Origin of the sequence: Flavobacterium sp. (assembly GCF_044348915.1) — a bacterium.
In the GTDB taxonomy this organism is placed as follows: Bacteria; Bacteroidota; Bacteroidia; order Flavobacteriales; family Flavobacteriaceae; genus Flavobacterium.
In genome coordinates, this window is the sequence record NZ_JBIKRX010000089.1 from 1 (window position 1) to 10,985 (window position 10,985).

The following is a 10,985-nucleotide window of genomic DNA, read 5'->3' on the forward strand; positions in this document are numbered from 1 at the left end:
TCTGCATCTTCCTTAAATCGCTTGTTAAATGTTATTGAATTCACACCTATAAATTTCTCCCTTGTACTCATTTGACAAAGGTAATACTATTTTCGTTTTTGGGCGGCCTAAACGCCTATACCTAATTTATTAATTCAACTTAAAATTAACTTGTAGCTTCTCTAATTCGAACAAAAGCTCATTAGATATTTTGATTTTCAATTTTCTGCTGGGCATCGATATTCGAGTGATAATTTTGGTTTCCTCTGCGGAAGATGCTACAGAAGAAGCAGGCTCATCCAATATTTGCTCCTCATCCTCAGAAAAATCGTCTGTGAAAATCACTGCTTCATCAGGAATTTCGCCCTCAAACAATTCTAAGTCGACGTTTTCTTCTGCTCTTGGAAGATCAGAAAGTATTTCCATTTGTTTCCGAACTGTTTCTAGCTCAACAATATCAAAAGTAACCGAACTATTACCTTTATTGGCGATGAAAATTGCATTTAACTTTGCTATAAAGTCTTTATTCAAATCTTTAATATCCAATAAAACACAAAGTTTCTTTGCAAAATTATCGAATACATCTTGCAACATTTTGAATTCCGAAAACTGAATCCTAGGATCACCTTTTTTTCCGGTTTCTCGATTAGGCCAACCTTCTTTTACTAAAACCTTTAAGTAGGTAAAACTATTTGGAATCAAAAAATGTCTAAATTTCATATATTCTTCTCCAAAAATTTTGAATTCAAAACTTTCGTCATACCCTTCAAGATGAAATAGTGCCCATCCTTTTCCGTCTTTGGAAATTCGGTGCTGCACATTAGTAATTATACCTCCAAACGTTAAATTTTTATTTACAAACTGATTCAAATCTTTCAGTGATTCTAGCTTGGAATTGCAAAAATATTTCATCTCATACCTGAAATCATCTAAGGGATGTCCTGAAATATAAATCCCAACAACCTCTTTTTCTTTGGCGAGTTTTTCCATCGTACTCCAATCTTCGCAAGGCGGCACCACAGGTTCTGCAATTTGTACATCGCTTGCTTCTCCAAAAAGACTCACTTGCGAGGAATTTTCGTTTTCTTGAAACTTGGCACCGTAACGAATCGCTTTTTCGTAAAAAGTAATACCATCTCCATCATCGTGGAAATATTGCGCTCTGGTGACGTCAGTAAACGAATCGAAACCACCAGCCAAAGCAAGATTCTCTAGTGCTTTTTTGTTGGCAGCACGCAAATCAATTCGCTTGGTTAAATCGAAAATTGATTTGTATTTTGAAGTTTTCCTGTTTTCGACAATTGTTGCTACGGCTCCAGAACCCACACCTTTTACGGCACCCATTCCAAACCGAACCGCGTAATCATCATTAACTGTAAATTTATAATAAGACTCATTGACATCCGGTCCCAAAACCTTCAATCCCATTCGTTTACATTCTTCCATAAAAAATGAAACTTGCTTAATATCACTCATATTATTCGACAAAACCGCCGCCATATATTCGGCTGGATAATTGGCTTTCAAATAAGCTGTTTGATAGGCAATCCAAGCATAACAAGTTGAATGCGATTTATTAAAAGCATATTCGGCAAAGGCTTTCCAGTCGTTCCAAATTTTCTCTAATTTGTCTTTGGCGTGCCCCTTTGCCATCGCTTGTGAGATAAATTTTGGTTCCATTTTCGCCAAAACATCTATCATCTTTTTCCCCATTGCTTTACGCAAAACATCGGCATCACCTTTGGAGAAATCCGCCAGCTTTTGGGACAAAAGCATTACCTGCTCTTGGTAGACGGTGATTCCGTAGGTGTCTTTTAGTAATTCTTCGCAGTCGTCCAAGTCATATTCTATAGGTTCTTCGCCATTTTTTCGTTTAATAAAACTCGGAATATACGCAATTGGTCCCGGACGATACAGCGCATTCATCGCAATCAAATCAGGAAAAACCGTAGGCTTCAATTCCTTCATGTATTTTTGCATCCCAGGACTTTCATACTGGAAAATCCCCACCGTTTCACCACGCTGAAAAAGCTCGTATGTTTTCACATCATCTATCGGGAATTCATCGGGATTCAGGTCGATGTTGCTTCTGTATTTAACCAGTTTTACAGTGTCTTTTATCAAAGTTAGGGTTTTCAAGCCCAAGAAGTCCATCTTCAACAAACCTGCACTTTCTACAACTGAGTTGTCAAATTGGGTAACAAACAATTCCGAATCTTTGGCGGTTGCCACAGGGACAAAATCGGTAATATCGCTTGGCGTGATAATTACACCACAAGCATGAATTCCAGTATTTCTGAGGTTCCCCTCTAAAACCTTGGCTTGCTGAATGGTCTCTCCACCCAAATCACCTTCGTTAGCCAAGGCTATTAATTCCTTTATTTTTTCGAATTCTTCCGGACGAACCGCCTTTTTGATTACCTCTTCTTTTTCGTTTAAAAAACGAGCTAAATTCCATTTAGATGGCATCATCCCCGGAATTAATTTGGCAATTTTATCCGCTTCGAATAAAGGTAAATCCAGCACACGCGCCGTATCGCGAATCGCTGATTTTGTAGCCATTTTACCATACGTGATAATCTGCGCTACTTGTTTTTGACCGTATTTTCGAATCACATAATCCATTACGCTACTTCGTCCTTCGTCATCAAAATCGATATCAATATCGGGAAGTGAAACCCTGTCTGGATTCAAGAATCTCTCAAAAAGGAGATTGTACAAAAGCGGATCGATATTGGTGATTTTTAAACAATAGGCCACCACCGAACCGGCTGCAGAACCCCGACCAGGACCAACAGAAACTCCCATTTTACGGGCTTCGGCAATGAAATCCTGAACAATCAAGAAATAACCGGGATAACCCGAATTTTCTATAGTCATTAACTCGAAATCCAATCGTTCTTGAATTTCTGGAGTAATTTCCTTGTACCTTAGCTTTGCACCTTCAAAAGTAAGATGTTTCAAATAAGCATTTTCACCTCGAACTCCACCATCGATGGCATCTTCGGGAACATTAAATTCTGCTGGAATTTCGAACTTTGGGAGCAAAACTTCACGAGCCAAGTTGTAAATTTCTATCTTATCTACAATTTCTGTAATATTCAAAATCGCTTCAGGCAAATCATTGAAAAGCTGCTTCATCTCATCACCCGACTTGAAATAGTATTCCTGATTGGGTAATCCGAAACGATATCCGCGACCGCGACCTATGGGTGTGGTTTGTTTTTCACCTTCTTTTACACACAATAAAATATCGTGTGCATTGGCGTTGTTTTTGTCTATATAAAAAGTATTGTTGGTAGCAACGAGCTTAACATCGTGTTTCTGTGCCAATGAAATTAAGGTTTCATTTACGCGATTTTCGTCTTCCTGATTATGGCGCATTAGCTCGACGTAGAAATCTTCTCGAAATTCACTTTTCCACCAAAGCAAAGCTTCTTCAGCTTGATTTTCGCCTAAATTCAAAATCTTACTTGGAATTTCCCCATAAAGATTTCCCGACAAAACTATAATGTCTTCTTTGTATTGCTGAATGACTTTTCGGTCTATTCTAGGCACATAGTAAAACCCTTCGGTGTGCGCAATGGAGGACATTTTAGCCAAATTATGATAGCCTTTTTTGTTCTTTGCCAAGAGCACAATTTGGTAGCCATTGTCCTTGACTGACTTATTTTTATGGTCTTCGCAAACAAAAAATTCACAACCCACAATAGGCTTCATTGGAACTTCAGTTGGCTCTTCGCCTTTTTCTATGGCTTCCTTATTTTTGGCTTCGGCGGCCTTATTATGGTATAAAATATCTCGAACAAAATGAAAGGCCCCCATCAAATTGGCGTGATCCGTCATTGCAACAGCTGGCATTTTTTGCTGCGAAGCTGCTTTGACTAAAGCTGCCACACTAATGGTCGATTGCAAAACCGAAAATTGCGTATGGTTGTGCAAATGGACAAAATCAGTATCAATCAGAATCTCTTTGTTCTCTGATAGTTCCTTTTTTGAAATAGTCGCCGTTTGTTGGCCTCCTAATTGTTGGCGAATCTTATCAGAAGCCTCCTTTAAGTTAATATGTTTTAATCCGATGAGTTGAATTTCCTTCGGATTTTTTAATTGGAAATCCTCAAAATAATCCTGTTCGACTTCTAGCTCTTGTTTGGTGAAAACTTCGGTACGAATCAATTCAAAAAAGCAACGCGTGGTTGCCTCGACATCGGCAGTGGCATTATGCGCTTCCGCAAAAGGTTTGTTGAAAAGATATTGATGTAATTCGGTTAAGGTTGGCAATTTGAATTTTCCGCCACGACCTCCGGGTAATTTCAACAAGAATGCTGTAACTTCGGTACAAGTATCGAGAATCGGCATCGAACTCATTGGACTTTCGACTCCTAGTCTATAAAATTCGCAGCCCATAATATTGACATCAAAACCAAGATTTTGACCGACAATAAACTTAGCTTTCGATAAAGCAATGTTGAATTTCTCTAAAACTTCGGCCAAAGGAATTCCATCGGCTTCGGCCAATTCAGTCGAAATACCGTGAATTCTTTCGGCGTCATACGGAATATTAAATCCTTCTGGTTGGACCAAAAAATCCTGATGCTCGATGACTCTCCCCATTGCATCGTGGAGTTGCCACGCGATTTGAATACATCTTGGCCAGTTGTCTGTATCAGAAATAGGTGCGGTGTATTTTTTAGGTAAACCTGTAGTTTCGGTATCGAATATTAAGTACATAAGCCTCACCCCAGCCCTCTCCAAAGGAGAGGGAGCCAAAACTTGAAAAGTTTTTGACTGGTTTTTTTAACTGGTTATAAACGTTTTACAATTAATAGTGAATTCAAAAAATGAAATTCAAATTTAGAATTTTTTAGACGAAAAAATATTGGAAGTTATTAACAAAAGACAAATCGTAAAAAACCTATAATTTATTAAAATCTACTACTTGGATGTCGTAGTATTTTATCAAAAAAATCAATTCGTTCGGCACTAAAAAAAGCGATTTTGAGAGTCGTCTTTTTTACAATAAAAGAGGGAAAAGAACTTTTTAAAACAACCCAACAAAACAATTCAGCTTATAAAGAATGCAAATTATGAGTCATTTTTTACATATCAGTAAATAATTTTCAACAAAAACGCCGATTTTCAAGAGACTTTTGTCAAAATCGCAAACCGCAAAAACCAATAAAATCAAGGAGCAAAAAAAGACCACATTAAAAATAAAGTCGAAATAAAATTAGAACATTAAACCCCAAAACACGAAATAGGCACTGGATGTTGTGGTAAAAGCATTTTGGGCATCGTATATAAGTAAATAATACAATTGACCACTACTATTCTTTTATTAAATTTGCTCTCATTGTTTAAAAAACCAGAAACACATTTAAAAAAAATAGTTAAAATGAGTACTACATTATTCGACAAAGTATGGGATTCGCACGTGGTGCGCCAAATTGAAGATGGACCAGACGTGTTCTTTATTGATCGTCATTTCATTCACGAAGTTACGAGTCCTGTTGCTTTTTTAGGCTTGAAAGAAAGAGGAATTTCGGTTTTATACCCAGAACGCACTTTTGCAACAGCCGATCACAACACACCAACTATAAATCAACACCTGCCTGTTGAAGACGCTTTGTCTGCCAATCAGTTGAAGGCTTTGGAAGAAAACGCAGCAGAATATGGCATTTCGCACTGGGGATTAGGTCACCAAAAAAACGGAATTGTTCACGTTGTAGGCCCTGAAAACGGAATAACATTGCCAGGCGCAACTATCGTTTGCGGAGATTCTCACACTTCGACTCACGGTGCTTTTGGCGCTATTGCCTTCGGGATAGGAACTTCTGAGGTAGAAATGGTTATGGCTACACAGTGTATTATGCAGCCAAAACCTAAAAAAATGCGTATCAACGTAAACGGTAAATTGAGCAAAGGTGTGGGTCCAAAAGACGTAGCACTTTATATTATTTCAAAATTAACTACTTCTGGTGGCACAGGATACTTTGCAGAATACGCAGGAAATGTTTTTGAAGATATGTCTATGGAAGGTCGTATGACCGTTTGTAACTTGAGTATTGAAATGGGCGCTCGTGGTGGTATGATTGCTCCTGATCAAAAAACATTTGATTTCTTAGAAGGACGTTTATTTGCTCCAAAAGGAGAAGCGTGGACAAAAGCAGTAGCATACTGGAAAACGTTGAAAACCGATGCTGATGCTAAATTTGATGCAGAATTAAACATTGATGCAGCAGATATTGAACCTATGATCACTTACGGAACCAATCCTGGAATGGGAATTGGTATCTCTAAACATATTCCGAGTGCTGACCAAGTGGAAGGTGGCGAGGAAACATACAAAAAATCTTTGGCTTATATGGGCTTCCACGAGGATGACGTGATGATTGGAAAAGCAATTGATTATGTTTTTTTAGGTAGTTGTACCAATGGTCGTATTGAAGACTTTAGAGCTTTTACAGAAATCGTAAAAGGACGAAAAAAAGCAGATAACGTTACCGCTTGGCTAGTTCCTGGTTCACACGTTGTCGAAGCACAAATTAAAGAAGAAGGGTTGTTAGACATTCTGACTGAAGCTGGATTTGTATTACGTCAGCCGGGTTGTTCGGCTTGTTTGGCAATGAACGACGATAAAGTTCCTGCTGGAAAATATGCAGTAAGTACATCAAACAGAAACTTTGAAGGCCGTCAAGGTCCAGGTTCTAGAACATTATTGGCAAGCCCAATTATGGCTGCTGCAGCTGCAGTTACAGGAAAATTGACAGATCCTAGAGACCTATTTTAATTTTTCACCGCAAAGACACAAAGGCGCAAAGAAAATATGGATACAGATAAATATGAAGCATTAGCAAAGGAGATATTTTTAGCTAGTCTTGAGGTTCATAAAATTATGGGACCAGGTTTATTAGAATCCGTTTATGAAATGTGTCTTTTGAAAGAATTGCAGTTGAGAAATATTTCAGCAGAAAGTCAAGTTGGTATTCCTTTACAATTTAAAGGTTTCGATTTGTCTAAAGAATATAAAATTGACATTTTAGTCGAAAAAGAGTTAATAATTGAATTAAAATCGGTTGATACTATATTACCAGTACATCAGGCACAACTTATTTCATATCTGAAATTAGCTGATAAAAGAATGGGGTTTTTAATTAATTTTAATGTTCCTATTATAAAAAATGGTTTCAAACGATTTGTAAATAACTACTAATTTTTAATAAATGCATTGCGCCTTAGCGTCTTTGCGGTAAAATAAATAAAAAATGGCATACGATAAATTTAATATCCTTACGAGTAGCGCAGTGCCGTTACCAATAGAAAACGTAGACACCGATCAAATCATTCCAGCTCGTTTCTTGAAAGCTACAAAACGTGAAGCTTTTGGAGACAACCTTTTCAGAGATTGGAGATACAACGGAGACGATACTCCAAAAGCAGATTTCGTATTAAACGACAAAACCTACAGCGGAAAAATCCTTGTTGGCGGAAAAAACTTTGGCTCAGGTTCTTCAAGAGAACACGCAGCTTGGGCAGTTTACGATTATGGATTCCGTGCAGTTGTTTCTAGTTTTTTTGCTGACATCTTCAAAGGAAATTGCTTGAATATTGGTGTTTTACCAGTTCAGGTAAGCCCAGAATTTGCTGAAACTATTTTCAAAGCGATTGAAGCTGATCCAACTACTGAATTAGAAATCAACCTTCCTGAGCAAACCATTACCCTTAAAGCTACTGGCGAAAAGGAATCTTTTGATATCAACGGATACAAAAAGAACAATATGATCAACGGTTTTGATGATATCGATTATTTGCAAAACATCAAAAAGGAGATTGTAGCATTTGCAGACCAATTGCCTTATTAAAAAACATTTAACAGACCTATGAGGTTTTAAAAACCTCATAGGTCTTGTTTTGAAATAAAAAAACCCGTTGGGTGTAATTATTTCAGTACGTCAGTTCGAGTGTTTTTTGTGTAGAGAAACGGAACAAAAAATGTATCGAGAACCGTTTTTAATGATAATTTTTCTGTTCTCGATACAATTTTCTATCGAAAATCACTCGAACTGACGAAAAATTATCACCAAAAACTAATTACACCCAACGGGTTAAAAAAACAAGTTTTCATCACCGACTGCTTAGCATCAAATTAAAATGGAAAAAAGAAAAATTGAAATAATGGATACGACACTCCGCGATGGTGAACAAACCTCGGGCGTGTCTTTTTCTGCTGCAGAAAAATTAACCATAGCACAATTGTTGCTCGAAGAATTAAATGTTGACCGAATAGAAATTGCCTCAGCTCGAGTGAGTGAAGGAGAATTTCAAGGTGTAAAAGGGATTATGTCTTGGGCAGAATCAAAAGGGTATACTAATAGAATAGAAGTGCTAACTTTTGTAGATGGTGGATTATCTATAGATTGGATGAAAAAATCAGGGGCAAAAGTTCAAAACTTATTAACGAAAGGCTCTTTAAATCATCTAACTTATCAATTGAAGAAAACGCCGGAACAACATTTTGCTGAAATTGCCCAAACCATAGCATTGGCCAAAGAAAACAATATTGAAACCAACGTTTATTTAGAAGATTGGAGCAATGGAATGCGTAATTCGCCTGACTATGTTTTCCAATATTTAGATTTTTTAACACAACAACCCGTTCAAAGAATTTTGTTGCCTGATACCTTAGGCGTATTAATTCCATCGGAAGTATTTGAATTTATTTCAAAAATTATACCCAAATACCGCAATATTCATTTTGATTTTCACGCTCATAACGACTACGATGTAAGTGTTGCGAATTCGATAGAAGCTGTAAAAGCTGGAATTCACGGACTTCACGTAACAGTAAACGGAATGGGAGAAAGAGCTGGAAATGCTCCGCTTGAAAGCACCGTTGCTGTGATCAATGATTTTATGCCAGAAGTAAAAATCAAGGTAAAAGAATCTTCTTTATACTCAGTGAGTAAATTGGTTGAGACTTTTACAGGCTATAGAATCCCTGCCAACAAACCTATCGTAGGCGACAATGTTTTTACACAAACCGCTGGCATTCATGCCGACGGGGACAACAAGAAAAACTTGTATTTCAATGATTTGCTTCCAGAACGTTTTGGCAGAAAAAGAAAATATGCCTTAGGAAAAACATCTGGAAAAGCCAATATCGAAAAAAATCTTCAAGAATTAGGTTTACAACTTAATCAAGAAGATTTGAAACTGGTTACGGAGCGAATAATTGAATTAGGAGACAAAAAAGAAACGGTTACCAAAGAAGATTTGCCTTATATCATTTCTGATGTTTTGGATAGTCAAACCTATCAAGACAAAATCGTTATAGAATCGTATGTATTAGTTCATTCTAAAGGTATGCGACCAGCCACAACGCTTTGTTTGAAAATTGATGGAGAAATTATTGAAGAAAACGCTCAAGGTGACGGACAATTTGATGCCTTCATGAATGCGTTGACCAAAATATACAAAAGCAAAAAGATGACTTTGCCTAAACTGATTGATTATGCTGTTCGAATTCCTCCTGGAAGTAGTTCAGATGCACTATGCGAAACGATTATCACTTGGACCAATGGCCAGAAAGAATTCAAAACCAGAGGATTAGATTCTGACCAAACTGTGGCCGCTATCAAAGCCACACAGAAAATGCTGAATAACGACGGAATCAATTTCAAAAACTAAATTCCAAGTACCAATAAACGACAGAATTTCCAAAGTGTTTTGGAACAAAAAATAAATAATAACTATAATATCAAATAATGAAATTTAACATTGCCCTTTTAGCCGGAGACGGAATCGGACCAGAAGTTGTAAATGAAGCTGTCAAAGTTTCAGATGCCATTGCTAAAAAATTCAATCACGAAATCAGTTGGACACCTGCACTAACAGGAGCCTGTGCGATTGATGCTGTGGGAGTACCTTATCCAGATGAAACTCACGAAATCTGTATGAAAGCCGATGCGGTTTTGTTTGGTGCTATCGGACATCCAAAATATGACAATGATCCAAGCGCTCCAGTTAGACCAGAGCAAGGTTTACTATTGATGCGTAAAAAATTAGGTTTGTTTGCCAATGTGCGTCCAACCTTTACATTCCCTTCTTTGATTGACAATTCTCCATTAAAAAGAGAAAGAATCGAAGGAACTGATTTGGTTTTCTTGAGAGAATTGACTGGAGGAATTTATTTTGGTGAAAAAGGAAGAAAAGACGGTGGAGAAACTGCTTTCGACAACTGTGTTTATACCAGAGCCGAAGTACAACGTTTGGCTAAAAAAGGATTCGAATTAGCAATGACACGTTCTAAAAAATTGTGTTGTGTAGATAAAGCCAACGTTTTAGAAACCTCTCGTTTGTGGAGAGAAACAGTTCAAGCGATGGAAAAAGATTATCCAGAAGTGACCGTTTCTTACGAATTTGTTGATGCAGTGGCAATGCGTTTGGTACAATGGCCAAACTCGTATGATGTATTAATTACTGAAAATTTATTTGGAGATATATTGACCGACGAGGCTTCTGTAATTTCAGGTTCTATGGGATTAATGCCGTCAGCATCAGTAGGAGAACATACTTCATTATACGAACCCATCCACGGATCGTATCCACAAGCTACTGGATTGAATATTGCTAATCCACTAGCAACTGTATTATCGGCAGCAATGATGTTTGAAGATGCTTTCGGATTAAAAGAAGAAGCAGATGCTATTAGAGCGGTAGTCAACAAATCTTTAGAACAAGGAATTGTAACAGAAGATTTAGTGGCTAAAGGCTCAAAAGCGTATTCTACTAGTGAAGTTGGAGATTGGTTGGTTGCCAATTTATAAATAAAATTCATCTATAGAGACGTTACAATGCAACGTCTCTATCATCATAAAACAAATTAAAGTAGGAGACAAAGTTAAGTAATGTATTTAACTTTGTCGTCCTCTCACACCACCGTATGTACTTGCGTGTACGGCGGTTTCCTTAAAGTGGATTACGGAATAATTGTTTATAGTTCTCTG

Annotated in this window: 6 protein-coding genes; 5 read left to right on the plus strand and 1 reads right to left on the minus strand. The window is 37.3% G+C overall.

The features are described 5' to 3' along the window. Positions 1-129: 129 nt before the first annotated feature. Entirely contained in the window at positions 130-4,710 is a 4,581-nt protein-coding gene (gene dnaE / locus ACIQ1E_RS12185) for a DNA polymerase III subunit alpha (protein WP_396171582.1), read from the minus strand. 664 nt (positions 4,711-5,374) lie between these two features. On the opposite strand from dnaE, the gene leuC reads away from it, so the two are divergent. The 5 genes from leuC (at position 5,375) to leuB (ending at position 10,805) form a co-directional block, all read left to right on the plus strand. After that, positions 5,375-6,769 carry a 3-isopropylmalate dehydratase large subunit gene (leuC, locus tag ACIQ1E_RS12190; RefSeq protein ID WP_396171577.1) on the plus strand — a complete coding sequence of 465 codons (1,395 nt, stop codon included), beginning with the start codon at positions 5,375-5,377 and terminating at the stop codon, positions 6,767-6,769. A gap of 36 nt (positions 6,770-6,805) precedes the next feature. Then, the gene (locus tag ACIQ1E_RS12195; RefSeq protein ID WP_396171578.1) at positions 6,806-7,192 is read left to right on the plus strand and encodes a GxxExxY protein; all 387 of its coding nucleotides are present in this window, start codon (positions 6,806-6,808) and stop codon (positions 7,190-7,192) included. A gap of 52 nt (positions 7,193-7,244) precedes the next feature. Continuing rightward, positions 7,245-7,841 carry a 3-isopropylmalate dehydratase small subunit gene (gene leuD, locus ACIQ1E_RS12200; RefSeq protein ID WP_396171579.1) on the plus strand — a complete coding sequence of 199 codons (597 nt, stop codon included), beginning with the start codon at positions 7,245-7,247 and terminating at the stop codon, positions 7,839-7,841. A 289-nt stretch (positions 7,842-8,130) separates the two neighbouring features. After that, the gene (locus tag ACIQ1E_RS12205; RefSeq protein WP_396171580.1) at positions 8,131-9,666 is read left to right on the plus strand and encodes an alpha-isopropylmalate synthase regulatory domain-containing protein; all 1,536 of its coding nucleotides are present in this window, start codon (positions 8,131-8,133) and stop codon (positions 9,664-9,666) included. A gap of 77 nt (positions 9,667-9,743) precedes the next feature. Next, a complete protein-coding gene (leuB, locus tag ACIQ1E_RS12210) occupies positions 9,744-10,805 on the plus strand; it encodes a 3-isopropylmalate dehydrogenase (protein WP_396171581.1) in 1,062 nt (353 codons plus the stop codon). Positions 10,806-10,985 lie beyond the last annotated feature (180 nt).